Raw genomic sequence first — 26,740 nt, forward strand, 5'->3', positions numbered from 1 at the left:
GTGTGGCAGGGGACCGGTCAGCCATGCTGACCGCCCCTATGCCGATATGCCCGGATTTTATGCCAGAGCTCACCACATAGGAAAAACTATCAGGGCGCAGTTTCTTATAACAATATTTTACAAGCAATTTGGAAACAGTGTTCTTATACTATATTCTGTACAGGTAAGTTGGATAGCAAGTACCGCAATCCCCAAGCGCAAGGAACTGCGCGCTGCATAGAGGACGACCCTGATGAGTAATATGAAATTGATTTCTGCCGCTGTAATCACTGCTGGTTTCGCACTGGCAAGCCAAGCGGCTCTCGCTTACAACGCTGGTGACGCATTCGTCCGTGGCGGCGTTGCCCAAACGGATACGGGTTCAGGTAACGGTAACGTAGCAGGTGACTCACTAAGCGTTGATGAAGCTCGTGGATTAACCTACGGCGTGGGCTATCTGTTTACTGACAAAGTGGGCATTGAGCTCAATAGCTCTGAAGAATTTGAGCACGACTTGAGCGTTAGCGGTGTCGACGCGGGTAGCATTGACCGCCTGCCGATCAACCTGCTGGTCAACTACTACCCGTTAGGTGGTTTGGATTCACGTGTACAGCCTTACGTGGGTGCTGGCCTTAACTACACCCATTTTTCCAGCGAGCCCAGTGGTCTAAGCGTCGATGAGAGCTATGGCGCGATCGGCCAAGTAGGCGTGGATCTGGCCGTTACTGATAACGTTATGCTCAATGGTTACGCAAGCTACGCTGACGTGAACGCAGACATCAACGTCGGTGGTGAAGTTGACATCGAACCCGTCACCATTGGCGGTGGTGTTACTTATCGCTTCTAAGTTTTACTAGATTTTAGCTTTGCCTAGATTTTAGCTTTGCCTAGATTTTAGCTTGGCTAAGTCTTCTGAAATATTACTACGCCCGGCCTTGAGCCGGGCGTAGTGCGTTGTAGAGTGTCGATTAGCGCAACGTTATAGAGGGCTTATGGCGTTAAGTTATCAAAGCCGCTTTCTGTCACTGCTACGTTATCTTCGATACGAATACCGCCACAGGGGGCGAGTTGGTCGACCAACCGCCAGTTAATGGGCAGTGAGGTGTTGCGCAGCGGGTCGAGCAGCATTGCGATAAAATAGAGCCCAGGCTCAATGGTAACGACCATACCAGGGCGCAGCGTGCGCGTAAGCCGTAGCGCTGGGTGCTGCTCTGGCGCGGGGGCGGGTGTGCCATTCGGGTGGCGTAACCCGGCCACATCATGCACTTGAAGGCCCAGCGAGTGGCCCAGTCCATGAGGGCAAAATGCCCGGGTTACACCCTCGACAACCGCTTGTTCTGCTGTGCCTTTAAACAGATCATTAGCCACCAATATTTCACCCAGGTGGTGATGCATCTGCTCGTGGAGTGCTAAAAAGTTAACGCCTGGGGCTACGCCTTTGACTAACTCATCTTTCAGCCCATGCATGGCGGTGACCAGTTCGCTAAACGCGATGGGTGCATCAGGGCCAGCGTAGGTGCGGGTAATATCAGCGCAGTAACCACGAAAGCGGCGACCCGCATCGACTAGCAGGCTATAGCGCTGTTTAGGTGCGTTCAGGTCGTAGTGTTGATAATGCAGCACGCCAGCATGCTCATTTAAACCAATAATATTTTGGTAAGGCACGTTTGATTCGCGCTGACGACTCGCTGCTAAGTACGCCAACTGAATATCCAACTCACCGGATGCGCCAATAAAGGCGGCCTGGGACGCCTGATGGCCCGCTATCGCTAAGCGGTTGGCTTCACGGATACAGGCGATCTCATAGGGTGTTTTAAACAGCCGTAATTCATCAAGGGCATGGACTATTTGCTCAGGGTGATGCTCTGCTTTTAGCGCCTGCTGGATGTTGGTGGCAAGACGCTCAATATCGCCAATGACGGCGGCATTCCCCGAAAGCGGTGGGGTGGTTTTCTCGCTGCATAAGTGGATATCAAACGCGTCTACCCAGGGCTCTTCGGGAAGGTGAGTAGGCAAGTGCCAAAAATCGGCGGGCGCATACAAGTACAGCTGCGGGCGCTTTTCTGGCTGAATAATCAACCAGCTATGCTGCACATCAGCTAAACCCACCCAGTGCATAAAATGCCCGTAAGTTTGAAAAGGGGGCGCGTGGTCATCAGCAAAGTGTACGCTGGTATGACCACTGTAAATCGCCAGACTATCAAACCCGTGGTCGGTCAAAATATCTGAATAAGCACGCTGCAGGTGCGCTAGATGCTCACGTTGCAGATTGAATAGGGTGGTTGACATACAAATGCGTCCTTTATCAATTCGTTCATACGCGTGGTGGCGCGAGTTCGCTCCAGAGGCTATCCAGCTCCGCGTGGCGATGATTTTGATGACGGTATAGCCGTAGCTCCATAGGCACATCCCAGCGACTATCGCCCGCTCTTACCAGCGTGCCTTGAGCAAGCTCTGCTGCGACGTTGCGCTCTGGCAGCCAGCTCATGCCGTAGCCAAGTAGCACCAGCTCTTTAATACCCGCCGCGTAGAGGTTTTCACTCTGCGCGGTTAAATAGGTGGTTTGGGGGAGCCTGGCTAGGTGTGCTTTCACCGCAGACCCCAACAACCCACGCTTGGGGTAGGCAAGCCACGGCAGTGGTTGATGGCGTGACCCAGGCAGCAGGGCGCGTGGTTCTCCCTCTGGGGTTAACCCGGTCACTGGAATCAGCCTTTCATGACCAATCACACGATAATTACAGGCGCTGGTGTCGATCTCCAGATCGCAGCGCCCAATCGGCCAGTAACAGATAGCCAGGTCGCACTCGGCACGCGCCAAGGCTTGAAAGTAGTCATTGGCCACCCAGCCGGTCGCCCGCAAATAGGGCTGTACGCGATCTTGCCACCCTGTCGCCGATAGCCACTCCGGCAAGAAGTGCGGCAACAGGCTCTGCGGTGCTGCGACCATGATGCGCCGCTGCTGGCCAGCGTTAATTTCGCGCACCCGGTCACGGGTCAGCCGCACCCGGTCGGTTACCTGTTCGCACAGGGTCAGAAACTCCTCCCCGGCCGGGGTGAGCGAAAGTGGCAGCGTTTGGCGATTAATCAGCGTTACGCCCATCTCCTCCTCGAGCAGTTTTATCCGCCGGGAGAAGGTGGGCTGGGTAACGTTTTGATCATCTGCTGCGCGTGAGAAGTGCCGCGTTCTGGCCAGGGCGATAAAGTCTTCTAGCCAGCGAATTTCCATGCTCTACCTCTCAGCACCTGGGGTCGCTGTGTCGAATATGACACCCGCTTCATAGGCGCCCCTCCTCAACAGCGTGGCACGCCACACGGGTTCCGTCATCCTGTGTTTGCAGCACGGGAATTTCTTGCTTACAGCGCGCATTGGCGTGGGGGCAGCGGCCATGAAACACGCAGCCGCTAGGCAGGTTAACCGGGGTCGGTACTTCGCCGGTGAGACGGATATGCTGGGGGCGGTCATCCTTCAAGCGTGGAATCGCCGAGAGCAGCGCCTGTGTATAGGGGTGGCGCGGCTTATCAAACAGCGTCGCCGTGGTGGCAACTTCACACACTGTGCCTAAGTACATCACCGCTACGCGGGTGCCAAAGTGCTCCACGACGGCTAGGTCGTGGGTAATGAACAGATAGGTTAGGTTGCGCTCTTGCTGGGCTTCCATCAGCAGGTTGAGTACCTGGGCTTGAATCGAGACATCCAGCGCAGAAATAGGCTCATCGGCAACGATAAACTCAGGGTCGACGGCCAAAGCGCGGGCAATGGCGATACGCTGACGCTGACCGCCTGAGAATTCGTGACCAAAGCGCTTGCCCCAGTCGGGGTCGATGCCCACCGAACGCATTACCTCTTCAACTTTTTGGAGAATCTGCGGCCGTTTCCAGTCAGGGTGGTGCAGGCGTAGCGGCTCTTCAAGTGTTTGCTGAATGGTCATGCGTGGGTTGAGCGACGCATAAGGGTTCTGGAAAATCATCTGCATCCGCTTGCGATACGGCAGCAGTTGGCGCGAGCTTAAGTTATCGATGCGCTTGCCGTCGTAGCGAATTTCACCCTCTGTTGGGGTCAGTAGCCCCATGACGGTACGCGCCACTGTGGACTTACCGCAGCCGGACTCGCCAACCACGCACAGGGCTTCGCCGCGCTTGATATCCAGATTCACACCATTAATGGCATGCACGTGCTCTTGGTGGCGAACCAGCTTGCCGCCCTTGAAGCGCAGCTGATCGAGGAAATCTCCAGAGAGCGAGAAGCGTTTTTTCAAGTCGCGAATCTGCAGCAGCGAATCAGCGCTCTCTTCGTTCTGACGGGGAGTAGAATTATGGCTTTCCGTTATGGCCTCAGCGTGCGCACTCATGAGGTTTCCTCCTTCAAACGGCGATCTTCGAGCATTTCAGCCACCATATGACACGCCACACGGCAGTTGCCGGATTCGACGAATTCAGGCACCTGCTGCGTACAGGCCGGGCGGGGCTGGCCATCGGCACGATTGATAAAATCGCAGCGCGGATGAAACGCGCAGCCGCTGGGCAGGTTAGAGAGTGACGGCATGCTGCCGCGAATCTGATTGAGCTTTTCACCCGGCGTTGCCATCTGCGGCAGGGCGTTGATCAACCCCTGGGTGTAAGGGTGCTGCGGGTCGTTGATAATCTCCCGCGTTGGCCCTTGCTCAATGACTCGGCCAGCGTACATGACCAGCATGCGCTGGGTGACCTGGCTGACCACACCCAGGTCGTGGGTGATCAGAATAAGCCCCACATTGTGCTGCTCGCAGAGGTCAAGCAGCAGCGCCATGATCTCGGCTTGAATGGTCACGTCGAGCGCCGTAGTGGGCTCGTCGGCAATGATAATATCCGGGTCGAGGAGCAGCGCAATGGCGATAATAATCCGCTGGCGCATACCGCCTGAAAGCTCGTGAGGGTACTGATCCAGACGCGTTTCAGGTGAAGGGATTTGCACCTGCTGGAGTTTGTCCAGGGCGATCGCACGAGCCTCTTTGGAGGAGATACGTCGGTGCGCTTTTAAGCACTCGACCATCTGCTCGCCAATGGAGAGCACCGGGTTCAGCGTCATCATTGGGTCTTGGAAGATCATCGAGACGCGGTTGCCACGTACCTTACGCAGGCCGCGCTCAGACATGCGGTTAAGCACCTGACCGTCAAACGTCACCGTGCCGCCGGCGATAAAGCCCGGTTTGGCAATCAAGTTGAGCAGCGAAAACGCGGCAACCGATTTGCCTGCGCCGGACTCACCGACAATACCCAGGCGTTCACCGCGCTCAAGGCTGAAACAGATATCGCGCAGGGCGTGTACTTCGCCCTGGCGCAGCGCAAAGCGTACATCGAGGTTGTTGACTTCAAGTAGTGCCATGGTGTCCTCAGCCTTTATAGAGTCGTGGGTTCATGACATCACGCAGCCAATCGCCGAGTAGATTGATCGACAGCACCAGCACCACCAGAACTGCGCCCGGGATCAAGGTGATCCACCAGGAGCCGGACTGAATGTAGTCAAAGCCCGATTTGATTAGTGAGCCAAGCGAGGGGTGGGTCTCTGGCATCCCCAGGCCCAGAAACGACAGCGCCGCTTCAGAGATAATCGCGTTGGCAATCTGCACGGTAGAGATAACGAAGATTGGAGACATGGTGTTAGGCAGCACGTGGCGGAACATAATCCGTTTGCTGCGTAGGCCCATCACGCGGGCGGCGTCAACGTACTCTTTGTTTTTCTCTGCCAGCACTGAGGCGCGCACGGTGCGGGCATACTGGGGCCATTCGGCCAGGCCGATAATCAGGATCAGCATCATCACCGCGTACTGGCTATAGAAAGCGCTGCCCATGGTCGCTTTGACCAAAGCGCCCACCACGATAGCGACCATTAGTGTCGAGAAGGAGAGCTGAATGTCTGCCAAGCGCATCAATATCGTATCGACACGACCGCCCAGGTAGCCCGCCATTAGGCCAAAGGTGACCCCTATCAGCGCCTGTAAAATAACCGCACCGAAACCAATCAGCAGCGAGACACGGGTGCCATATAGCACAACTGACCACAAATCGCGCCCCTGGGCGTCGGTGCCCAAGGCGAAACGGTCATCGGCGCCATCAATCCAGAAGGGCGGCAGTTCAGATGACATAATGTCGATTTGAGAGAGGTCGTAAGGGTTCGTGGGCGCCAGCAGCGGTGAGGCAAAGGCAGCGATGACCATGCAAATAAACACGGCCAAGCAGAGCTGGGCGGTATAATCGCGTTTGAAGCTGTACCACATGTAGGAGTCGCGCAGACGTTCCCAGCGGCTGGGTGAAGCGCTCGCTTGGGAGGAATTGTTTGTGGTGCTCATGCGGGCTTCCCAGTCAGTTTAACGGTGGGGTTCACCAGACCGTAGATCAGATCCACAATCGTATTGGTGACCACAAAAATAACGCCGACAATCATCAGGTAGGTCACAATCAGCGGAATATCGGCGCGGTTTATAGCATCCAAAAACATCAAGCCCATGCCAGGCCATTGGAAAACGGTCTCGGTCAAAATGGTGTAGGCCACCATGGTGCCGATCTGCACGCCCCCCACGGTAATAACGGGCAGCATGGTGTTTTTGAGCGCGTGAACGAAATAAACCCGGCGCATAGAGATCCCTTTCGCGCGGGCATACTTCACGTACTCCGATTGCATGACTTCCATCATTTCGGCACGAATCAGGCGGATAAACAGCGGTAGCATAATCGAGGCCAATGAGACCGCCGGTAATACGAGATGCTGTAAACCGTTCCAAGTCGCCAGGTTGGTATCCCAGTGACCCACCACGTTAACGAGGTCATAGCCACGGCCGAAGGAAGGCATATTGCCTTCGGTGGAGAAGAAGTCGTTTAGCCATGCGCCCCAGCCGGTACTTTCTGGGAACAGCGTGACGGTGACGCCGATGGCGAAGATTTGAATCAGTACGATCGCGGTCAAGAACACCGGAATCGAAATGCCGACAATCGACACACCCATAAAAAGGCGTGAAATCGGTGAGCGCGGTTTGATGGCGCTATAGACCCCAATGGGGACTGAAAACAGCACAATAATCAGCGTCGCGGCAAATACCAGCTCCAGGGTGGCGGGTAAATGGCGAGCAATTACTTCTAACGCCGGTTCGCGATAAAAGTAGGAGTAGCCGAAATCGCCTTGAACGGCGTTTTTAGCAAAACGAACGTACTGCACCAGGAAGGGGTCATTGAGGCCTAAACGCTCGCGAATTGCTTCACGCTCGCTTTCCGGCACTGACTGGCCAACCATCTGCTGTACGGGGTCACCCAGGTTATCCTGAATGGCGAAGGCCAGCACGCTGATGACAAACATCACCAAAATTGCGTGCATCAGCCGCTTGATTAAAAAGGCAATCATGGCGTACGCCACCTATGTGAAGGGTTCATCAAAGGAAGTGGGGGCATGTTATGCAGAGTTCTCTCAGCCTAGAACCGCCATACAAAAGGCTTCGCCCCCTAAACGCTTAGGGAGCGAAGCATCCTTGCGGTTAATGCATAAGTGACTCTTTTGATTTAATGCAAGGCACTTAATCAGCGGTGTTAATGCTTAGTCATCGCTGCGATTAATCACTAAGTCACCCAGGTAGGGGAAGTCAATAGCGTTGACTATTGGCTCTGCTTCAACGCCGTCTGCCGCGGCATAAGCCAGGTTCTGCCAATGCAACATGATAAAACCAGTGTCTTCATAGAGCATCGCTTCGGCTTCACGCAGCATTTCATTGCGCTTTTCTAGGTCGGTTTCGCTATCCGCTTCGGTTACCAGTGCGTCGATCTCTTCGTTGCAGTAGCCACCGTAGTTGTACTGGCCAGCACCCGTCTCTTCATCAAAGCAGAAGGTTAGATACTGGAAGAAGTTAGCGGTATCTTCGGTATCCGCGTGCCAGCCGATCATCGCCATATCGGACTGGCGGGTATCGTATTCCGGCCAGTACTGCGCCAGGGGCATGGTACGCAGGCCAACGTCAATATTGATTTGCGCCAGCATGTTGGCGACCGCTTGGGCGATCTGGGCATCGTTAACGTAACGGTTATTAGGGGCAATCATTTCAACACTGAAGCCGTCTTCGTAGCCCGCCTCGGCCATTAGCTCTTTGGCGCGCTCAATGTCGTAGCGCGGCGTTAAGTCCGGGTTATGGCCTGAGTAACCCTCAGGTGAGAATTGCCCCGCTGGGTTAGCAAATCCACGCATTAAACGGTCGGCAATGGCTTCCTGATTAATCGCTAAATCAACCGCTTGGCGAACGCGGGCATCCTGGAAGGCTTCAACGCGATCTTCGTTCATCTGGAAGCCAATGATACGCGTGCCGTCAATCTCAATGAGATTAACGCCATCTGCTTCACTTACGCGATCCAAGTCATTGGGTGGTACGGCATCAATAAAATCGACGCCGCCGGAGAGCAGAGCAGCTACTCGTGAAGCGTTTTCAGCGATGGGCGTCAGCACGATGTCGGTAACGTTGCCTTCGCTTTCAGTATCCCAGTAATCTTCAAAGCGTTTGAAGTCAACGCGTACGCCTTGGCGGCGGTCGGTGACGATAAACGGGCCAGTACCGGAAACATTGCGCGAAGCATAGGAGTTGCCAGCTTTGACGATTTCAGCTTTGTCGCTGCCTTCGTCGGTTTCGCCGCTATAGAATTTGCTATCCATCGGGAAGATGTAGGTAGCTAGGTTGAGTAGCAGCGGGTAAGGTTCGCTGGTGACGATCTCAACGGTGTAGTCGTCAACGGCTTCGGCGCTGGCCACTGGCTCAAAAATAGCGCGATAGTCAGGGCTCTCTTTCAGACGCTCAATGGTCCAAACCACATCTTCGGCGGTGAATTCGTTGCCGGAGTGGAAGGTAACGCCTTCGCGCAAGGTCATGCGCATGGTGGTTTCGTCGACCTGTTCCCACTCGGTGGCTAAGCGCGGTTCAAACTCAAAATCTTTTGTCCAGCGTACCAGCGGGTCAAACGCTAGGTGAGAGAAGCGCAGCATGCCGCCAGAAAGCTGCTCATGGATATCGAGGGTTTCAGGGTCGGCAGCGTAGCCAATGCGTAGCGTTTCAGCGCTTGCGGCCATCGGCAGTAACGTTGTACCCGCAAACACTGCACCAATAACGGAAGCCAGTAAGGTTTTTTTGAGCGTCATTATCGTTCCCTTAGGTCATTGTTTATTGTTCGTTTTACCGCCGCTTTCTTGGCTAGAAGCAGCCTTCCCGCCAGGAAAGCGTCAGTAAAACAGACACGGTCAGTTGGTAAGCCTATTTACAACACAAGCGTACAACCTAGGCTTACAACATAGAGAGTGCCTATCGCGTCATACAATCGAAATAATGACAGGCATCATTCGTCTACTGAATGATGTGGCTAATAGCGGTATGCTGAAGGCTTGTTTTAAGACGAAAGTAGTAAGCGAAAAGCGACACATAATAGGGCGGAAAATCTTATGTGGAAAAAAATTGGGATAGCGTTGATGGGGGGTTGGCTACCTATCACTGGTTTTGCCACTGAGCCTGTGGGGCAAAGTCCTCCTCAAGGTGGCTCTGAGCGCGCGGCGCCTGAAATAGCAGGGTCGTTGGATGATGAGTTGCGGGAGTGGTTTATTTTACACCATGGTAATGACTCAAATGCCTCATTCGTAGAGCTAGGCGACGATATCAATATTGATATCGCTGGCTCTGTTGACGATGAGAAGTGGGACGGCGAGGAGGCGCTCTCTATTAGCCTGACCGTGAACGAAGGGCAGTTGATCAATGCAGTGGTTATTTATTCCATTGGGGCTTCTATTGCCCCGCCGCTGTTCACCTCTGAAGGGGGGGAAGTAGTAGTAACACTGACTCACTATGACCGTACCAGCCAAACGGTTCGCGTAGCTGGGAAAATTGAGGGGGCGCTGGGACTGCAAGTCGAGCTAGGTGAACCGCCAAGCCAGGAAGAGGGCATTGAGATCGACGTGGTGTTCGATGTAGAGGCGCAAAAAGTAGAGTTCTAATGCCTAGGTCGACGTTTGCCGACCTGGTGACAAGACCTCAGTGGCTATCCATGTCCATCAAAAGCGCTTAACCGAACTGCTGGTGCAGCCAGGCATTAATAGTGTCAGATTCGTACATCCACTCTTCACGCCCATCGTCGTGGGTGATTCTCAAGCAGGGCACTTTGACTTTGCCACCCCCTTCCAAGAGCGCCTGCTTATGGGCAGGATCAAGTTGAGCATCACGTACCTCAATGTTTAAACCCAGCCGCGCTATCTCTTTGCGCACCTTGATGCAGAAAGGGCAGGTGCGAAATTGGTACAGCGCAAGGTTCTGGCACGCTTGATCCACCTTGGCTTGCTCTTCAGGCGTACGCTCTACTGACTTAGGCGTGGAAAGCTTCTCGGAAATCAGCATGACCGGGGCGAGCACCAAGCGAAGACCACGAAAGAAATAGCGAATTAAAATGCGCATCGAAAAAGGCTCCTGTGCTGAGATGTTGGCTTACATCAGCGTGACAAATGGGAAGAAAGGGATCGTCATCATTAGTAAACAGTGGCCGCATCCTGCAACAACTAAAGGGATTTGTCACTTGAGTGGTGCTTTGTCAGCGTTTATGGCGATGAATAGATGAGCAAATAGCCTCAACATGCTAGGCTGCTTAGCTATTTTTTAAACCGGTTTTTAAACCGGTGGCTATTTTTACGCCATTTTTTGGCTTTTAGTAAATTGGTTTACGGGCGATTAACGGGGCGAGAGCCATGCATCTGCATATTATGGGTATCTGCGGCACCTTTATGGGTAGCCTGGCACTGCTGGCGCGTGAAATGGGGCACCAGGTGAGTGGCTCCGATCAGAATGTTTACCCACCCATGAGCACCCAGTTGGTTGATGCGGGCATCACCTTAATGGAGGGCTACCACGCCGAGCATCTGTCACCAGCGCCGGATCTTGTCGTGGTGGGCAATGCCTTGTCACGGGGCAATGAAGAGGTTGAAGCGTTACTCAATAGCGGCCTGCCGTATACCTCGGGGGCGCAGTGGTTGGCGGAGCACGTGCTGCCCGGCCGACGCGTCATTGCCGTGGCAGGTACCCATGGTAAAACCACCACCGCCAGCGTATTAGCCTGGCTTTTAGAGAGTGCCGGCTTAGCGCCGGGGTTTTTAATCGGTGGCGTGCCACGTAATTTTGGCGTATCGGCGCGTTTGGGTGATCCGCAGGCGCCGTTCGTGGTGGAAGCTGATGAGTACGACACGGCTTTCTTCGATAAACGTTCCAAATTTGTTCATTATCGTCCGCATATCGCCATCCTCAACAATCTTGAGTTTGACCACGCCGATATCTTCCCCGACTTGGCAGCCATCGAGCGCCAGTTCCATCACCTGGTGCGCACCGTGCCTAGTCGTGGCCACTTATTAGTTGCTGATGAGCAGCCTGCCCTTGAACGTGTGCTGAGCCAGGGCACCTGGACGCCGGTAGCGCATTTTGGCGATCAGGCCGCGAGCGAATGGCAGCTTAAACTAGAGCGCGCCGACGCCAGTCGCTTCCAGGTGATTTATAGCGGTGGCGAGCCCGGCCTGGATGAAGACGGAGTCGTTGAGTGGGCGCTTACCGGCGAGCATAACGCACGCAATGCGCTGGCAGCGCTGGCAGCGGCGCATTTGTGTGGGGTTGATCTAGCCCGTGGCTGTGCGGCGCTGGCGCGTTTTGAAACGCCCAGGAGGCGTCAGGAAGTGCGTGGTGAAATCAATGGCATTCAGGTGATCGATGATTTCGCCCACCACCCCACGGCGATTGCCGCGACGCTCAAAGGTCTACGTGCGGCCACCACGAAAGGACGCCTGCTGGCGGTCATCGAGCCGCGCTCCAATACCATGCGTTTAGGTGCTCTGCGCGAGCGGTTACTCGAGAGCGTGGCTGACGCTGATGGCGTTTTTTGGTTTCAGCCCGCCGGGCTCGACTGGTCGATGGACGAGCTGGTTGCCACGCAAGGTGCGCATGCCCAGCTGTTTAGCGATATTGATACGCTGGTGGCAGCAGTGGTCACTCAAGCGTCACCGTTGGATCGCATTGTGGTGATGTCCAACGGTGGCTTTGAGGGCGTGCATGAACGCTTGCTCGCCGCATTAGCCGCAGCCAAGGAGGGGAATGCGTGACAGATAGAGCCGACGCATCGTTCAAAAAACCGATTACCGTGGCACTCACCGGCGCATCCGGGGCTCAATACGGTTTGCGCTTGATCGATGTACTAGTCGCCGCAGGCCATGAAGTGTGGGTCATGATTTCGAAAGCTGCGCACATGGTCATCGCCACAGAAACAGATATTGAGCTACCCGCCCAGCCCCAGCGTTTAGCCGAGGCGCTGAGTGAGCGCAGTGGGGCACAGCCTGGTCAGATCCGCTGCTTTGGCCGCGAAGACTGGATGGCGCCGGTGGCATCAGGCTCTGGCGCGCCCTCCACCATGGTGGTGTGCCCGTGCTCTACCGGCACGCTTTCTGCCGTCGCAACGGGGGCTAGCAATAACCTGATTGAGCGGGCGGCGGACGTGGCGATTAAAGAGCGCCGAACGTTGGTGCTGGTGCCACGAGAAAGCCCGTTTTCGCCGATTCACCTAGAGCACATGCTGACATTGAGTCGCTTGGGAGTGGTCATCTTACCGGCAGCCCCAGGATTTTATCACTGTCCACAAACCATTGATGATCTGATTGATTTTATTGTCGCGCGTATTCTTAACCAGTTGGGAATCGAGCATTCGCTGGTGCCTCGCTGGGGAGAGGTTGGAGATAAGGATGAGTGATCTATGATGTCGTGGGCCACGCTGTCGGTTTTTGTGCCAACGTTTCTGTTTGTCTCGCTGACCCCAGGTATGTGCATGACCCTCGCCATGGTGCTGGGCATGACCCAAGGCGTTAAACGCACGCTGTGGATGATGGTGGGCGAGCTGCTGGGCGTTGGTTTAGTGGCTGCCGCCGCAGGCGCGGGGGTAGCTGCGTTGATGCTGCGTCAGCCAGAGCTGTTTGTGCTGTTTAAGTGGGTGGGCGGCGCTTACCTGGGTTATTTGGGTATTATGATGTGGCGTTCCCGTGGGCGCATGGCGATTCCCAGCGAGCTGGATGCGGGTCCACCCGCTAGCCCCCTGCAGTTAGCCATGCAAGGGTTTGTTACCGCGGTGGCAAACCCGAAAGGGTGGGCATTTTTTATGGTGCTGCTGCCGCCTTTTTTGGATAGTAGTCGCCCACTGCCGGGGCAGCTCAGCCTGCTGATAGCGGTCATTTTGACCATTGAGTTTGTCAGCATGCTGGTCTATGCCACCGGCGGCAAAACGCTACGCAATGTGCTCGGTAAAAGCGGCAATGTCCGGCTCCTGAATCGCATCGCCGGAACACTGATGATTGGGGTAGGCCTGTGGCTTGCCTTGGGGTAAAGCGGTGTCGATTTAAAGCTAAACCGGTGGGAATAAGCCGACGCGAGCGCTGATAAGCACTAGCGATGCCAGGCTGAGCAGAAGCCACGGGCAGGGTCGCATCGACGGGCGCGACTGCTGCTGCCAATGAAGTAGCGTGAGTGCGCAAACGACCAAGCCGAGTAGCGCGCCTCCCACCAGATCACTGAACCAGTGCACGCCCACCACCAGTCTTGATAGCGCCATGGGCAGCGCAAGCGCTAGTGCTATCCAGTACACCCAAAAGCGTTTTTGACGGGGTATCTCGGCCGCAACGAACGCCGCTGTAAGGCCAACGAGCACCACGGCGGTGGAAGTGTGGGCGCTGGGGTAGGAGAACGAGCCCATTAAGTAGTCCGGTGTCTCTGGGCGAGCACGACCAAACAGCCCTTTGCCTACTGTGTTTAGCAAGGCGACGCTGGCAAAGGCGCCACTCCAGTGCAGTAAAGCCTCCCATCTCTTGCTCACCAGCATCCATGCTGCCCAAGGCAGTGTTAAAGCGATAATGCCTAGGGTGTCGCCAATGCGTGCAAAAACATTCCCCGCTCGGTACAAAACATCGCTTTGCAGCCAGGAGAACAGTTGCTGAATGAACAGATCAATCTCAAGCGGTTCATGGTGGGCGATGACCAGCAGTGTCCAGCCAGACAGACTGCCTAGCGCTATGACCAGTAACAGTAGTGAAGCCAAGGGGACATCGCCGGTTTGACTCATGGCCAGCCATGGCCTGCGTAGTAGCGGCATACGGCGAACGCTGACAGCAATAGCCCGGTAAAGTCGCCCATGCCGTGTCGCTTGATGCCGACCCCAGGAGAAAATCACCGCGAGCACGACAATGATCGCTGCGAGGATAAGCAGCGCAGCCTCTATGCCTGGCGGTAGATTCAAATGGTGCTGCCAGGTACGCCCCAACAAATATCCGGGCAGTATATAGGCAGGCGCCCACAGTGCTGCAGAAGTGACGTTAGCCCAAATAAAGGTGCGTGGTGGCATACGCATCATGCCTGCTACCAAGGGAATAATCGGTCGCACTGGACCGACAAAGCGGCCGATAAACACTGACCAAATGCCATAGCGCTCAAAGAACCGTGCCCCGCGGCCCAACCATTCGGGATGCAGGGAAAGGGGCCATCTCTGAGTGACCTGCTCGTGATGTTTAAAGCCCAGCGAAAAACTGACGCCGTCGCCTAAAATAGCGCCTATGAAGGCAGCACCGATTAACCATGCCAAGCCAAGATCCTGATGTCCCGCCAGGGAGGCTGCGGTAGTGATTAACACCACGCCCGGCACCAGCAGCCCGATCAAGGCAAGTGATTCTACTAATGAAATCGCCAGCACCAGACAGACGATCAACGCAGGCGATGGCGTTAATGAGTGGAGCAGATCGGCTAGCGGCAAGGAGAGTACTCCAGCGTCAGATAAGAGACATTGAAAAGGCAGACTAGAGGTTGGCGAGGGCGGCGCCGCGGGTTTCCAGGCGCTTTACATAGTGTGCAAAGTGCTCGGTGCGACTGGGTAAGCAGGCGGCAATGCGCGCTTCCAGTTGACCGGTTTCTACCAGTACACGCTGTGAAAGAGCTCTTTGTAAACGCTCGCGTACCAACAGAGCGCCGCTTTCACTAGTGTCAGGTAGAACCAGCCAAAAAGTGGCGCTGTCCGCGCGCCCCAGCACATCATGATCGCGACAACGGCTATTCACTTCACCGCATAGCGCTCCCAGCAGCGCCGTTTGCGCACGATGGCCAAACTGCTCTGCTGCCATATCCAACTGCGGTAAATGCAGTACCAGCACTGCCAGTTGCTGATTGAGCATGGCAGCGCGCTGGAACTCGCTGTGTAAGCGCTCTTTTAGCGTGTCCATGTGGAAAGCTTCACAGTCGCTGTCGTTGGGGTCGGTAGCTCTTAAGAGTGCACGGCGACGAGCATGCTCCCAGCGGGGGAGGGCAAGTAACAGTGTTAAAGCAGCATAGCCCACGATAATCGCCGGTGGCGCAGAGGCGACCGAAGGAAGCAGCCACCACAATGGCCCAATGGCAATATTAATCAGCATTGCGGCCCATAGCGGTAGCAGTAAAAACGCGGCGGTAATCGGCAGGCCTAACCATAGAGGTGATACCTGCGGCTGAAAATAGAAAGCGCCGAGCACTACCGAGTAGGTACTGCAGAGTAAAATAATGCGCGGCAGGTAGCTTTTCACGCCCTGCCCTATATGCATTAGCAGGGCGGCCATTAGCAGCAGGGTCATAAAGGTGGGAATCAGCAGGTCGCGGTAGTCACCCATGGCATACAGCCATAGCGCGTAGCCCACCATCAACGCGATACTGGAAGTATAAGCCAGGGTCATTAATCGTTTGGGGAGGTGCTCGATCATACCGTCTCCCGCACCCGCTCAGCCGGAAGTTTGCTGATCTCAAACACCGAAAGCGTTGCCGGTTCGATATCGATTAATTCAAGGTGTTCACTGGTAATATTGTCGGGTAAGTCGGCGAGTAGTAGGCTGCGTCGTTGAGCGGCTTCTCTAGGTGAGCGGGCAAGAATGAGTGTCACCAGCGTTGTGCTGCTTAAGCGGTAAACGTTTTCAAAATCATAGGTTAATTCGCACAGCTTTTGCGCCATTGGCCACAGTTGGTGGCGTTTTACGTGCAGAATAAACAGTTCCGCATGAACGCCTTCACGCTCGCAGCGCGTTTGTTCACGGGCGATATCGCGCAGCAACTGCTCACCGGCCCAAAGGTTAAGGCCGGGAATCAGTCGCAGGCGTTGGCGAATGGAGCCGTTCATATCAATAAGCTGCTGTGCTCTGGATAAGGCCAGCAGACCAAGCACCAGCAGTGAACAAATCAGCAGCACAAGCGCTGACGCCTCCAATTGAGGTGCTACCATTACAGCGCTAATCAGTGCAGCGCTGAGGTTAAAAGCGGCGACCCCATTGTTTTGGGGCAGCATCAGCATTGCGGCCCACGCCCAGATTAAAATGCCGTGTCGTTCTGGAGCAGTGGCAATTAAACCCAATAGCAGTGCACCCGGTACAATTTGCCATGGCAATCCTCGCGAACGACGGTGGCTAAAATCAAGCATCAGTGCGGTGATGAGTAACCAGCCGACTGATAGCCACAGCACTAGGGCAGCAGCAGGGGGTGTAGCGGGTGTCCATAGTGCCAAAGCGACGGCAGCAGCTAAAAGATTGGCACGTAGCAGGCGGATTTTGTACTTGCTTTGCATGGTGACTTACTATTCATCCTGAATGACCAGATGTATCTCATCAAGTAAAGTAATTGTAGGATAATAAATGTACGCGAGACATATTAGTGCCTTAATCGTCCCCAGTATAACGATGAAATGACGTAACATAAGCAAAACATGTAAAACGCGATACATGGTTAATTAAAAAATTAAAGTATCCTTCCGTACGGAGACACTATGAGCGCTTCAACACCGTTCCAAGACGAGGCCCATCAGCACTTAATTGCCGGGAATGTGCCCGCCTACATGCAGGCCTTGGGGCAAGCGGCGCGCCGTGCCGCCAGTGAACTGCGGCGGGCGGATACCGGGTTGAAAAACCGTGCGCTAATGGCTATGGCGCAGCGCTTGACCGAGGCGCGAGCCAAAATACTGGATGCCAACACCGAGGATTTACAGCGTGGCCGCGAGAACGGTTTGGAAAGCGCGCTGCTGGATCGCTTAGCTCTGAACGACGCGCGTATCGACGCCATGATTGAAGGGCTACAGCAGGTAGCGGGCTTGCCTGACCCGGTGGGTGAAATTGGCGATATGCGTTATCGGCCTAGCGGCATCCAAGTGGGCAAAATGCGCGTCCCGCTGGGCGTCATCGGAATTATTTACGAGTCGCGCCCAAATGTAACCCTGGAAGCCGCCAGCCTATGTTTGAAGTCGGGCAACGCCTGTATTTTGCGCGGCGGGTCGGAAGCCAGCCAGTCAAATGCCGCCATTAGCGCCTGTATCCAAACGGGGTTAGCTGATGTAGGCCTGCCAGCGGGTAGTGTGCAGGTAGTCGCCACCACTGATCGCGCGGCGGTGGGTGAAATGATTAGCATGCCGGAATATGTCGACGTGATTATCCCCCGCGGTGGAAAGTCGTTGATTGAGCGTATCAGCCGTGATGCCCGCGTACCGGTTATCAAACATCTCGACGGTGTTTGTCATGTGTATATCGATACCACCGCTGATCCCGCCAAAGCGCTAGCCATCGCCGTCAATGCGAAAACTCATCGCTACGGCACCTGTAACACCATGGAAACGTTGCTGGTTGATGCGCCGATTGCTGACCTGCTGCTGCCGGAACTGGCCCGCGCTTATGCCGAACATGAAGTTGAACTGCGTGGCTGCCAGCGTACGCAGGCATTGTTGCCACAGGCGGCAGCTGCTGAAGAAGCCGATTGGTATGCCGAGTATTTGGCCCCCGTGCTGGCAATCAAAGTGGTCGATGGTATCGATGAAGCGATTGCCCATATTGAACAGTACGGCTCTCACCACACTGATGCGATTGTCACCCAGGATTATTCACTCGCACGCCGCTTTATGGCGGAAGTCGACTCCAGTTCGGTGATTGTGAATGCCTCTACCCGGTTTGCCGATGGTTTTGAGTACGGGCTTGGCGCTGAGATCGGAATTTCAACCGATAAGCTTCACGCCCGTGGGCCTGTCGGTTTGGAAGGGCTAACCACTCAGAAATACGTCGTATTTGGCGATGGCCAGGTGCGTGAATAGGGTGGTGGCATGAGTCAAACGGAGCAGCGTATCGGCATGTTGGGCGGCACCTTTGACCCTGTTCATCTGGGGCATTTGCGCAGCGCGGTAGAGTTGCATGAGGCGCTGTCGCTTGATCGGCTACATATGATACCGGCTCAACAGCCACCGCTACGTGGGCGACCCCAAGTCTCGGCGAAACAGAGATTGGCGTTATTAGAAGCGGGTATCGGTGCGACACCTGGGCTGATCGCCGATGACCGCGAGCTGCGCCGTGACGGCCCCTCTTATAGCGTCGATACACTGGCTGAGCTGCGTGGGGAAGTTGGCGAACAGGCCCGTCTGGTGATGGCGATTGGTTTTGATGCCTTTTTGCGGCTCGCCCAGTGGCACCAGCCGGAGCGCTTGTTTGAGTTTGCTCATCTAGTGGTGATTGCCAGACCGGGCTATGACGATCCGTTACCGGCATCATTAATGGAACTGGTAGCGCATCGCAGAGTCGATAGCGTAGACGCATTGATGCAGCGGCCTTGCGGCGGCTATCTGCCATTGGAACTGCCATCACTGATGGCGATCTCGGCGACGTATATCCGCGAGCGTTTGGAGGCCGGGAAAAGCGTGCGCTATTTACTGCCAGAAGCCGTTGAATTGGCCATTACGCAGGACGGACTTTATCGACAACGCGAATAGCGCTGGCAGTCATCAAAGAAGCCGTTACAATGGCCGGCTTTATTGACCGATTAACCAATAAGGTTGTCTTTAGGAGTCATGCACATCGATACATTGAAAAATCTAGCGGTTGACGCGCTAGAAGAACTGAAAGCACGTGACATTACACAGTTGGATGTTGCCAAATTAACCGAGGTTACCGACCTCATGCTGATTGCCAGTGGCACTTCGACCCGCCATGTGGCTGCCCTGGCGCAAAACGTCGTGGAAAAAGCCAAGGCTGCAGGGCTTGGCCCGCTGGGCGTTGAAGGTGGCGATAACGCCGATTGGGTACTGGTCGACCTGGGGGATGTCGTTGTCCACGTGATGATGCCCGAGGCACGCACCCTGTATGACTTAGAGCGGCTGTGGGCCGATCTGCCCAGCGACTCGGGTGCCATTGGCGACTCTCTTGAGCGCTTCCAAGAGCGAGCCGGCATGTCATGAAGATCCGGCTGTTAGCGGTAGGAAGCAAAATGCCTGGCTGGGTAGAAGAGGGCGTCAATACTTACCGCAAGCGGCTACCGAGAGATTTTAATCTCGAGATAGAAGAAATTGCCCTCGGTCAGCGTGGCAAAAATGCAGATATCGCGAAGGCGCGTGCCCAAGAGGCGCAGCGAATTCGCGACAAGTTGCGTGGCGACGAGTATCTAGTCGCGCTGGAAGTCAAAGGTAAGCCTTGGACCACCGAACAGTTAGCGCAAGAAGCCGATGCCTGGCGCATGGCCGGGCGAGATATTGTCCTGCTTGTGGGGGGGCCAGACGGTCTCGAGCCCTCGCTCTCTGCGACGGCTGACAAAACCTGGTCGATCTCCCCGCTGACGCTGCCTCACCCGCTGGTGCGGATTATGCTGGCCGAGCAGCTCTACCGTGCCTGGACACTACTGGTAGGTCACCCTTATCACCGCTGACGGCTAACTGAGATGGTGAGCGATCACTGTTATGGACTGCTGCGCCTTTTGTTTGATTTGATTGTTTGATTTGAGAGTCATCGTTACCATGCTCAAGCGCCCCAACACGCTAAAAAACTCCGAGCAAGAACTGCGTATTTTTCGTGTTAGAGCGCTACTCGCGGTGTTAGTAGTTTTTACGCTTGCAGGCTTGCTAACGAGTCGCTTGGTTTATTTGCAGATCGTCCAGCATGATATGTACAGCACGCGCTCCGAAAACAACCGGGTTCGCGTCGAGCCGCTGCCGCCGAACCGCGGTTTGATCTATGACCGTAACGGGGTGCTGCTGGCTGAAAACCGTCCCACCTACAACCTCACGCTGGTTCGCGAGCGTGTCGATAACCTAGATGAAACCCTAGCACTATTGGTCGACCTGCTTGAACTGCCTGAAGAGGAGATCGAGGCGTTCAATGTGCGTTCACGCCAACGCCAGCGTCCTTTCCAGCCAGCCCTCCTTACCAGTGACTTAAGCGAAGCACAAATTGCCCGTTTGGCGGTTAATCGTCATCGTCTGCCTGGAGTCGAAATAGAGGCTCAGCCGCTGCGCTACTATCCCGATGCCGAAATCATGGCACACACACTGGGCTACGTTGGGCGGATTAACGCCGAAGAGATGGAAACCCTGGACGCGGGTCGCTACGCAGGGACTCATTTTATCGGTAAGACGGGGGTTGAGCGTTTTTACGAAGAGGAGCTGCACGGTCAGGCAGGCTTGCGCAAAGTTGAGACAAACGCTCGCGGGCGAGTCTTGCGGGAGCTTGGGCGAACCGATCCGGTGCCTGGTAAGAACCTAACCCTAACCCTGGATAAGTCGCTGCAAACACTGGCTTACGAATTGCTGGATGGTCGTCGTGGCTCCATTGTGGCTATCGTGCCGGGCACTGGTGAGATCCTCGCCATGGTATCGACACCGGGTTTTGACAGTAACCAGTTTGTCACCGGTATTGATGTTGCGTCTTATCGCGCTTTGCAGCAAGACCTTGATCTCCCTCTGTTTAACCGCGCGACTCGCGGTCACTATCCTCCCGGCTCTACGATTAAGCCCTTTCTAGCGCTCGCGGGTTTGGTGGAAGGGGTAATCACTCCAGACAGCACCATAAACGACCCTGGTTACTACCAATTGCCTAATGATTCCCGACGCTATCGCAACTGGCTGCGTTGGGGGCACGGGCGGGTCGATTTAGAACGAGCTTTAGCGGTATCTAATAACACCTATTTTTATACCCTTGCGCACGATTTAGGCATTGATGACTTACATGATCAAATGAGTAATTTTGGCTTTGGCCGGCGTGTAGCCCATGACGTTCAGGGAGAGAGTGGTGCTTTGATGCCTTCGCGAGATTGGAAGCGTGGCCGCTTTAACCAGCCCTGGTATCCCGGGGAAACCCTCTCGGTGGGGATTGGACAAGGCTATTGGCAGGTAACACCTCTCCAGCTAGCCAGTGCTACGGCAACGCTGGCCAATCGGGGCCATTGGGTGAAACCAAGGCTGGCCCGACAGATTGGTGATACCCCTGTGCCGCGTGATCTGCCGGATACGTTAGATGATATTGTGCTCGCCAATGATAGCTGGTGGGATCGTGTATTCAGCGGCATGGAAAAGGTGGTTAGTGGCACGGAAGGCACTGCCCGGCGAACCGGTGTGGGCCTTGAGTACCGCATGGGCGGCAAATCAGGCACCGCACAAGTATTTTCGCTGGGGCAGGATCAGCGCTACAACGCCGATGAGCTGGCCGAACGACTGCGCGACCACGCTCTGTTTGTGGCCTTTGCGCCGTTGGATGACCCCCAGATTGCCGTCTCGGTTATTGTTGAGAATGCCGGTGGTGGCAGTACCCACGCAGCGCATCTGGCCCGTGCAATGACCGATGCCTGGTTACTTGAGGATGAGGCCCCCGACGTAGAGGAAGTGCGTGAAGTGTTGGAAGAAGATGATGCCAATGTGGAGGGAAACTAAGCCATGCCTTGGCATTATATAGCCCGTTCGATGCGTGGCCATCCTGTTCGCCCGCCTGAGAGTGGTATCGCCCGGCGGAAAAGTATCTGGGAGCGAATCCATCTCGACCCTTGGCTGCTAGGTTTGCTATTGCTGCTGATGGGGAGCGGTTTAATCGTTCTTTACAGCGCTTCCGGACAATCTATTGATGCAGTGATTGGCCAAGGCGTGCGTTTTCTTATCGCGCTGGTAGGCATGGTAATTATTGCCCAGTTCTCGCACTCAACCTTTTTGCGCTTTGCTCCATTGGCCTATTGTGTTGGCGTAGCCATGCTGATTGCCGTTGATGTAGTGGGTGATGTGGGCATGGGGGCGAAGCGCTGGCTAGTGATTCCTGGTGTGATACGTTTTCAGCCATCGGAAATGATGAAGTTAGCTGCCCCGTTAATGGTTGCTGCCTATCTAAATCGCTGCGAACTACCGCCCCGCCTGCGCGATATTGTCGTGTGTGGGGTCATTATTGGCGTGCCTGTGGTACTAACCGCGATCCAACCCGATTTGGGTACTTCGCTGCTGGTATCTAGCGCGGCCCTGATTGTCGTGCTACTGGCGGGCTTGTCGTGGCGTTTGATTGGATTTATTACCGCGCTGGGGGCTGCCGCAGTGCCGCTGCTCTGGATGAATATGCATAACTACCAGCGTCAGCGGGTATTGACGTTTCTCAACCCTGAAAGCGATCCGTTGGGGGCAGGCTGGAATATTATTCAGTCGACCACGGCCATAGGTAGTGGAGGGCTATGGGGCAAGGGGTGGCTGCAGGGTACCCAGTCCCAACTAGAGTTTTTACCTGAGCGACACACCGATTTCATCATTGCCGTCCTGGGCGAGGAGTTTGGTTTGGTGGGTATGCTTGTGCTGCTGTTCCTATATCTATTGATTGTCAGCCGAGGTTTGTGGATGGCTAGCTCCGCGCAGGATACCTTTGGGCGTTTGGTGGCAGGCAGCATCATTTTAACTTTTTTTATCTACGTGTTCGTCAATATGGGCATGGTGAGTGGCATTTTGCCCGTGGTGGGGGTGCCGCTGCCATTGGTTAGTTATGGCGGCACCTCTAGCGTGACCTTGTTAGCGGGTTTCGGTATTCTCATGTCGATACATGCGCATCGTCGGTTACTGTCGCGCTAGCGATGCTGTCTGCTTCAGACGCTAATGTTGCTCGGTAATGGATAATTCAGGATTGAATAGCTCAGGAGTGGAGAGCCAATGAACAAGGTTCAAGGGAAGACGAGCAGCTATGTGTTGGCCGCGCTGATGTGCTGGGTGACCCCCATGGCGTTTGCTGATCAGCCTTCACCGCAGGCTCAGTTTGAGACTCCTCACCACTTTGCTCCCCAGCAAAATGCTGACAGCCAAGCGCTGGTGGAAGAGCTGGTCGAGCAAGGGTTGCCGCAAGACTGGTTGGCAGAAGCGCTGGGTCAGGCGAGCTATACCCAAAGCGTATTAGATGCCATGGAAGGAGCTGCTGAGCGGCGTCTGAAGTGGTACGAATATCGTGCTATTTTTCTGACCCAGCAGCGCATTGAAGAGGGCGTGGAGTTCATCGATGCTCATGCCGACGCCTTGGCGCGCGCGGAAAGCACCTATGGTGTGCCCGCTGAAATCATTACCGCTATTATTGGCGTTGAAACTTACTATGGTCGCCATAAAGGCCAGCATCGCGTGCTGGATTCGCTAGCCACACTGGCGTTTCATCATCCGGCAAGGGGGGCTTTTTTTCGCGGTGAGCTAGCGGCCTTTTTACGTATTGCCTACGAACAGCAGGTCGACCCTACCGAGTTGCGCGGTTCCTATGCCGGTGCGATGGGTTACCCGCAGTTTATTCCCACCAGTTATCAAGCCTATGCCGTGGATTTTGATGGCGATGGACGACGTGATCTTTGGGAGAACCCGGTTGATGCGATTGGCAGCGTCGCGAATTACTTTGCCGAGCATAACTGGAAGCCGGGAGCTGATATCTACCACCAGGCCACTGGGCCAGACGTAATGCCCGTAGAGTTACTCCAGGAACTCTCATTTAACCAAACCTCACCTCCTGCGGTGAGCATTGCTCAGTTGGCCACTCATGGGATTGAGCCCAGCGAGCCACTTGATGATAATTTGCCAGTGGTGCCGTTGGCGCTTGAGTTCGCCAATGGAGAGACCCGTTACCGGTTTGGCGAGTATAATTTTTACGTGATTACCCGCTACAACCATAGTCACCTCTATGCCATGGCCGTAGCCGAGTTGGCAGAAGCGATTGCTGAGCTGCACGAGGATGAGGGATGAAGAGCAAATTGAGGATTAGCCAGCGGGCGGTTGGCGCGATTGCCTTACTGGCGCTGGTCAGCGGCTGTGCCAGCAATGACACTCAGCGGGTAGATGCCTCCGGTTCCGCGAATCAAACGGCGGCTCCGGCTTCAACGGCGGCCAACACTAGTGGTGGCCGCTATGCCATGAGTGGTGATGCCTATCCGCTCGAGCCGCCGGATGTTACCAAGGTGCCTGATGCAGAGCCCCGCATCGAGCAGCCTTCCAGAGCGGGCAACCGCTCTAGCTATGAAGTGTGGGGGAAAACCTATCAAGTGCTGCCTGATGCAACGGGTTATGAGAAACGTGGTACGGCCTCCTGGTATGGCGAAAAATTCCATGGCTACGCGACCTCAAACGGTGAAATCTACGACATGTATAAGATGTCGGCGGCACACCGTTCGCTGCCTCTACCCACCTTTGCGCGAGTCACAAACCTGGATAATGGGCGATCGGTCATTGTGCGAGTGAACGACCGTGGCCCCTTCCACAGTGACCGTGAGATCGATCTCTCCTACGCGGCAGCCGCCCGGCTAGGCTTCCTCGACAATGGTACCGGTTCCGTGAAAGTGGAAGCGATCAACCCTGAGCAGTGGCTAGCCGAGCACGGCAAGGGCGGTGGCGGCGCTTCCCCCCAGCCTCGCGTAGCCGAGGCACAGCGGGTTGCTGCAAATGCTTCTTCTATGCCCGTTCCGCCGGCGGCGTCTGCTGCATCTGCGGCTGATCCTTCACCACAGACACAAACAGCGCAGCCGCCAAACGAAGGGGAAGCTGGCGACGCAGTGTATCTGCAGATCGCGGCACTGGGTAATCCGGAAGGCGCTCAGCAGTTGCAGCAGCGTTTACAAGGTGAGCAGCCCCATGCGGTGCGTATTATGAACGACGCTGACGTTTATCGTGTTCAAGTGGGGCCCATCGCTCCGAGCCAAGAACCTCAAGCGCGAGAAACACTGCGCCAAGCAGGGTTCCCCCAGGTCTTTGTTGTGCGATAATTCACCCCCTGTTTATTTCCGGTGGCGCGCCTTACGCGCCGCCGTTTTTTAAAATAAGCTTTTCAAGTAAGCTTTCAAGTAAGTGAGACTGACGTTATGAACGTGTTTACATCCATTGGTCGCTCTGCACGCCTGTGCCTCTTCGCTGCCATGGCGACGGTTGCTGTGCCTGCCAGTGCCCAGCCAACGCCTCAGCCGGTAATTCCGCAGCCGCAAACCATTATCCCTTCAGCCCCTCAGTTAGCGGCAAGTTCGTGGATTCTGATGGATGCTAACAGTGGCCGTATCTTGGCCGAGCATAATTCCGATGAACGTTTGCCACCAGCAAGTTTAACCAAGCTGATGACCGCCTATTTGGTAGAGCGTGAGCTCAATCGTGGCACCATTAAGCTCACTGATATGGTTAATATTAGCGAGAATGCCTGGCGCACCGGCGGCTCGAAAATGTTTATTGAGGTGGGTGATCAGGTTTCGGTGGATGATTTACTCCACGGTATCATAATTGTGTCGGGCAACGATGCCAGTGTCGCCATGGCAGAGCATTTGGCGGGTGGTGAGGTGCCCTTTGCCGATCTGATGAATCAGCATGCCACGCGGTTGGGCATGAATAACACCAACTTCCAGAACGCCACTGGCTTGCCCGCCGACAATCACTACTCAACGGCCCATGACTTGGCGCGTTTATCCCAGCACATTATTAATGATTACCCTGATCACTACGAAATCTACTCCCATCGTACGTTTTCCTATGGCGGTATTGATCAGCCCAACCGCAACCGTTTGCTGTGGCGTGACCCTTCGGTGGATGGCCTGAAAACCGGCTGGACAACGGAGGCGGGGTTCTGTCTGGTGTCTTCAGCTAAGCGTGACGATATGCGCTTGATTTCCGTAGTGATGGGCACCAACTCTGATGAAGCACGCGCTCAAGAAACCCAAAAGCTGCTCAGCTACGGTTTCCGCTTTTTCGAAACCATGAAGCTCTATGAGCGCGGTGCCGTATTGGCAACGCCGCGGGTTTGGGGCGGCGATATCAATGAGCTGCGTGTTGGTGTCGATGAAGAAGTCTTTATGACCCTGCCACGCAACCGCAACGAAGAGCTGCGTGCGCGCCTAAACCTCAATCCAGACCTACAGGCACCGATTGCCATTGGCGACGAGGTTGGTACGCTGGAAGTGCATTTAGGTGATGAAGTGGTCGGTGAGCGCCGCTTAGTGGCGCTGGAAAACATCGAAGAGGGTGGTCTCTTTAAGCGCTTGTTCGATCAGGTGCAGCGCTTCTTTAGTAATCTGATTAGTAATTTTACGGATTGATTATAGACTTACAGCCGGTAGGTTGATGGGTTCTAGCGTATATCTGTGATGAACCCAGTCTTTGTGAAAATCAGTCTTTACGAAATAGGTTTGTTATGAAAAAAGGTGCTCCGGGACTTCGTGATTTGCGCCAACCGGCGGCTCAGGAGCCGCCTAAAATCACTTTCCCATGTGATTACTCGTTAAAAGTTGTCGGCGATGCGGCCGAAGATTTTCCTGCCTGTGTGTGCCAGGTGATTGTGCGCCATGACCCTGACTTCGATGCAACGGCAATGCAGGTGGTCGATAGCCGCAATGGCCGTTTTCAATCGGTACGTGTGGTGATTAGAGCGACCGGAGAGCAGCATATTAAAGAGTTGTTCGACGACCTCAAGGCTACTGGCCGTGTGCATATGGTGGTGTAA

27 protein-coding genes are annotated in these 26,740 nt (G+C 55.0%); 16 read left to right on the forward strand and 11 right to left on the reverse strand.

Translation table 11 applies throughout. The features are described from left to right. Positions 1 to 220 (forward strand): hypothetical protein (locus tag HALA3H3_RS27455; protein ID WP_238326095.1); only part of this gene is annotated, 220 nt, incomplete at its 5' end. A 12-nt stretch (positions 221 to 232) separates the two neighbouring features. Continuing rightward, a complete protein-coding gene (locus HALA3H3_RS18960) occupies positions 233 to 826 on the forward strand; it encodes an OmpW/AlkL family protein (protein WP_022523142.1) in 594 nt (197 codons plus the stop codon). Positions 827 to 969: 143 nt separating this feature from the next. On the opposite strand, the gene pepQ is transcribed toward HALA3H3_RS18960, so the two are convergent. The 7 genes from pepQ to HALA3H3_RS18995 form a co-directional block, all read right to left on the reverse strand. Then, positions 970 to 2,268 (reverse strand): Xaa-Pro dipeptidase, encoded by a 1,299-nt coding sequence (pepQ, locus tag HALA3H3_RS18965; RefSeq protein WP_022523143.1) that lies wholly within the window; start codon positions 2,266 to 2,268, stop codon positions 970 to 972. 25 nt (positions 2,269 to 2,293) lie between these two features. Next, entirely contained in the window at positions 2,294 to 3,205 is a 912-nt protein-coding gene (locus tag HALA3H3_RS18970; protein WP_022523144.1) for a LysR family transcriptional regulator, read from the reverse strand. Positions 3,206 to 3,254: 49 nt separating this feature from the next. Then, the gene (locus HALA3H3_RS18975) at positions 3,255 to 4,328 is read right to left on the reverse strand and encodes an ABC transporter ATP-binding protein (protein WP_022523145.1); all 1,074 of its coding nucleotides are present in this window, start codon (positions 4,326 to 4,328) and stop codon (positions 3,255 to 3,257) included. Next, a complete protein-coding gene (locus HALA3H3_RS18980; RefSeq protein WP_009287009.1) occupies positions 4,325 to 5,341 on the reverse strand; it encodes an ABC transporter ATP-binding protein in 1,017 nt (338 codons plus the stop codon). The genes HALA3H3_RS18975 and HALA3H3_RS18980 overlap by 4 nt, the downstream gene beginning before the upstream one ends. A gap of 7 nt (positions 5,342 to 5,348) precedes the next feature. After that, a complete protein-coding gene (locus HALA3H3_RS18985) occupies positions 5,349 to 6,305 on the reverse strand; it encodes an ABC transporter permease (RefSeq protein WP_022523146.1) in 957 nt (318 codons plus the stop codon). Beyond that, a complete protein-coding gene (locus HALA3H3_RS18990) occupies positions 6,302 to 7,351 on the reverse strand; it encodes an ABC transporter permease (protein WP_022523147.1) in 1,050 nt (349 codons plus the stop codon). The genes HALA3H3_RS18985 and HALA3H3_RS18990 overlap by 4 nt, the downstream gene beginning before the upstream one ends. Positions 7,352 to 7,540: 189 nt before the next feature. Next, the gene (locus HALA3H3_RS18995) at positions 7,541 to 9,121 is read right to left on the reverse strand and encodes an ABC transporter substrate-binding protein (protein ID WP_022523148.1); all 1,581 of its coding nucleotides are present in this window, start codon (positions 9,119 to 9,121) and stop codon (positions 7,541 to 7,543) included. A gap of 297 nt (positions 9,122 to 9,418) precedes the next feature. Between HALA3H3_RS18995 and HALA3H3_RS19000 the strand changes: the two genes are divergently transcribed. Beyond that, positions 9,419 to 9,964, forward strand: a complete 546-nt coding sequence (locus HALA3H3_RS19000; protein ID WP_022523150.1) for a hypothetical protein — start codon at positions 9,419 to 9,421, stop codon at positions 9,962 to 9,964. Between the two features lie 67 nt (positions 9,965 to 10,031). Here HALA3H3_RS19000 and HALA3H3_RS19005 read toward each other — a convergent pair whose 3' ends face one another. After that, positions 10,032 to 10,418: a glutaredoxin family protein gene (locus HALA3H3_RS19005; RefSeq protein ID WP_022523151.1), complete on the reverse strand. Its 387-nt coding sequence runs from the start codon at positions 10,416 to 10,418 to the stop codon at positions 10,032 to 10,034. A 287-nt stretch (positions 10,419 to 10,705) separates the two neighbouring features. On the opposite strand from HALA3H3_RS19005, the gene mpl reads away from it, so the two are divergent. From mpl to HALA3H3_RS19020, 3 genes are read left to right on the forward strand one after another with little or no spacing between them, the layout of a single operon-like run. Next, a complete protein-coding gene (gene mpl, locus HALA3H3_RS19010) occupies positions 10,706 to 12,100 on the forward strand; it encodes a UDP-N-acetylmuramate:L-alanyl-gamma-D-glutamyl-meso-diaminopimelate ligase (RefSeq protein ID WP_022523152.1) in 1,395 nt (464 codons plus the stop codon). Next, positions 12,097 to 12,741 (forward strand): flavin prenyltransferase UbiX, encoded by a 645-nt coding sequence (locus HALA3H3_RS19015; RefSeq protein WP_009287003.1) that lies wholly within the window; start codon positions 12,097 to 12,099, stop codon positions 12,739 to 12,741. Before mpl ends, HALA3H3_RS19015 begins: the two co-directional genes overlap by 4 nt. A 3-nt stretch (positions 12,742 to 12,744) precedes the next feature. Beyond that, positions 12,745 to 13,368, forward strand: coding sequence for a LysE family translocator (locus HALA3H3_RS19020; RefSeq protein ID WP_009287002.1), 624 nt, complete (start codon positions 12,745 to 12,747; stop codon positions 13,366 to 13,368). A gap of 18 nt (positions 13,369 to 13,386) precedes the next feature. Here the strand turns inward: HALA3H3_RS19020 and HALA3H3_RS19025 are convergent, their stop codons facing one another. Genes HALA3H3_RS19025 through HALA3H3_RS19035 form a run of 3 tightly spaced genes read right to left on the reverse strand, consistent with a single transcriptional unit; the run spans position 13,387 to position 16,608 of the window. Further along, positions 13,387 to 14,784, reverse strand: a complete 1,398-nt coding sequence (locus tag HALA3H3_RS19025; protein WP_022523153.1) for a bifunctional DedA family/phosphatase PAP2 family protein — start codon at positions 14,782 to 14,784, stop codon at positions 13,387 to 13,389. A gap of 43 nt (positions 14,785 to 14,827) precedes the next feature. After that, positions 14,828 to 15,757 carry a diguanylate cyclase domain-containing protein gene (locus tag HALA3H3_RS19030; protein WP_009287001.1) on the reverse strand — a complete coding sequence of 310 codons (930 nt, stop codon included), beginning with the start codon at positions 15,755 to 15,757 and terminating at the stop codon, positions 14,828 to 14,830. Further along, positions 15,754 to 16,608, reverse strand: coding sequence for a hypothetical protein (locus tag HALA3H3_RS19035; protein WP_009287000.1), 855 nt, complete (start codon positions 16,606 to 16,608; stop codon positions 15,754 to 15,756). The genes HALA3H3_RS19030 and HALA3H3_RS19035 overlap by 4 nt, the downstream gene beginning before the upstream one ends. Before the next feature lie 198 nt (positions 16,609 to 16,806). Between HALA3H3_RS19035 and HALA3H3_RS19040 the strand changes: the two genes are divergently transcribed. The 10 genes from HALA3H3_RS19040 (at position 16,807) to HALA3H3_RS19085 (ending at position 26,740) form a co-directional block, all read left to right on the forward strand. Further along, the gene (locus HALA3H3_RS19040; protein ID WP_022523154.1) at positions 16,807 to 18,114 is read left to right on the forward strand and encodes a glutamate-5-semialdehyde dehydrogenase; all 1,308 of its coding nucleotides are present in this window, start codon (positions 16,807 to 16,809) and stop codon (positions 18,112 to 18,114) included. 9 nt (positions 18,115 to 18,123) lie between these two features. Beyond that, complete coding sequence (gene nadD, locus HALA3H3_RS19045) at positions 18,124 to 18,783, forward strand: nicotinate-nucleotide adenylyltransferase (protein ID WP_022523155.1); 660 nt, start codon at positions 18,124 to 18,126, stop codon at positions 18,781 to 18,783. 78 nt (positions 18,784 to 18,861) lie between these two features. Next, a complete protein-coding gene (gene rsfS, locus HALA3H3_RS19050) occupies positions 18,862 to 19,248 on the forward strand; it encodes a ribosome silencing factor (RefSeq protein ID WP_022523156.1) in 387 nt (128 codons plus the stop codon). Next, complete coding sequence (gene rlmH, locus HALA3H3_RS19055; protein ID WP_009286999.1) at positions 19,245 to 19,712, forward strand: 23S rRNA (pseudouridine(1915)-N(3))-methyltransferase RlmH; 468 nt, start codon at positions 19,245 to 19,247, stop codon at positions 19,710 to 19,712. The genes rsfS and rlmH overlap by 4 nt, the downstream gene beginning before the upstream one ends. 88 nt (positions 19,713 to 19,800) lie before the next feature. After that, positions 19,801 to 21,708, forward strand: a complete 1,908-nt coding sequence (gene mrdA, locus HALA3H3_RS19060) for a penicillin-binding protein 2 (RefSeq protein WP_022523157.1) — start codon at positions 19,801 to 19,803, stop codon at positions 21,706 to 21,708. Positions 21,709 to 21,711: 3 nt separating this feature from the next. Continuing rightward, the gene (gene rodA / locus HALA3H3_RS19065) at positions 21,712 to 22,872 is read left to right on the forward strand and encodes a rod shape-determining protein RodA (RefSeq protein WP_022523158.1); all 1,161 of its coding nucleotides are present in this window, start codon (positions 21,712 to 21,714) and stop codon (positions 22,870 to 22,872) included. Positions 22,873 to 22,950: 78 nt separating this feature from the next. Then, positions 22,951 to 24,012: a lytic murein transglycosylase B gene (gene mltB / locus HALA3H3_RS19070; RefSeq protein WP_009286996.1), complete on the forward strand. Its 1,062-nt coding sequence runs from the start codon at positions 22,951 to 22,953 to the stop codon at positions 24,010 to 24,012. Then, entirely contained in the window at positions 24,009 to 25,025 is a 1,017-nt protein-coding gene (locus tag HALA3H3_RS19075) for a septal ring lytic transglycosylase RlpA family protein (RefSeq protein ID WP_022523159.1), read from the forward strand. The genes mltB and HALA3H3_RS19075 overlap by 4 nt, the downstream gene beginning before the upstream one ends. A 96-nt stretch (positions 25,026 to 25,121) precedes the next feature. Next, positions 25,122 to 26,336, forward strand: a complete 1,215-nt coding sequence (locus tag HALA3H3_RS19080) for a D-alanyl-D-alanine carboxypeptidase family protein (protein ID WP_022523160.1) — start codon at positions 25,122 to 25,124, stop codon at positions 26,334 to 26,336. Between the two features lie 95 nt (positions 26,337 to 26,431). Beyond that, on the forward strand, positions 26,432 to 26,740 hold the full coding sequence (locus tag HALA3H3_RS19085; protein WP_022523161.1) for an HP0495 family protein: 309 nt from the start codon (positions 26,432 to 26,434) through the stop codon (positions 26,738 to 26,740).

Origin of the sequence: Halomonas sp. A3H3 (assembly GCF_000982975.1) — a bacterium.
Taxonomy (GTDB): domain Bacteria; phylum Pseudomonadota; class Gammaproteobacteria; order Pseudomonadales; family Halomonadaceae; genus Vreelandella; species Vreelandella titanicae.